This is a genomic window from Planomonospora algeriensis, from assembly GCF_977012225.1.
In genome coordinates, this window is the sequence record NZ_CDRNDK010001000.1 from 1 (window position 1) to 735 (window position 735).

Consider the following 735-nt stretch of genomic DNA (forward strand, 5'->3'; position numbering starts at 1 on the left):
GAGCCCTGCGTGGCGACCACGTGGTGCCACTGGCCGTCGTTGTAGGCGTTCGCCGTCGTGATGAGGTTGAACGCCCCGGTGTACGTGCCGAAGGTCAGCTTGCCGTCGTTGTGCATGTAGACGTGGCGGTCGTAGCTGCCGCTGGTGCCGTTGGGCGAGTTGCCGAATCCGATGATCTTCCCGCCGCCGGTCGTGGTCGTCTTGAACCACACCTCGGCGGAGTAGGTCGACGGGTTGGCGACGGCGCCGGTCGAGACGACCCGGCCGCCGGCCGTCGTGACCGCCTTGTCGTCCGTACCGGTGATCGCGCCGGCCTGCCCGTAGGTGACGCCGGTCGCGCTGTAGGCGCCGGGGGTGCCGGTCTGCCCGGAGTCGGCGGCGACGGTCCCGCCCGCCTCCCCGAGCCGCCAGTACAGGCTCGGCTCGTCGTCGTAGACGGCCCTGCCGTACCCGTCGGCCGGGCGCGGCGGGATCGGGCTGGTCCGCCCGCTCGCGGTGTAGTGCTCGTTCACCTTCGCCAGCGAGAGCGCCGACGGGTAGACCGCCACCTCGTCGATGTCACCGGCGAGGTAGGCGCTCGTCGGCTGCGACGGCCAGCCGTTGAGGTTGTCGCCGCCGATGCGCCAGTACCCGTCGTACGACTGGGCTCCGGTGACCGCGCCGTTCTGGCCGACCCGGCGGCCGTCGACGTAGAGCGCGATGCCGCCCGAGCCCTGCGTGGCGACCACGTGGTGC

At 71.8% G+C, this 735-nt stretch carries 1 protein-coding gene; it reads right to left on the reverse strand.

What is annotated here, in order from left to right; all coding sequences use genetic code 11:
• Positions 1–735 (reverse strand): LamG-like jellyroll fold domain-containing protein (locus ACWJ6R_RS37445; RefSeq protein WP_449066724.1); only part of this gene is annotated, 735 nt, incomplete at both ends.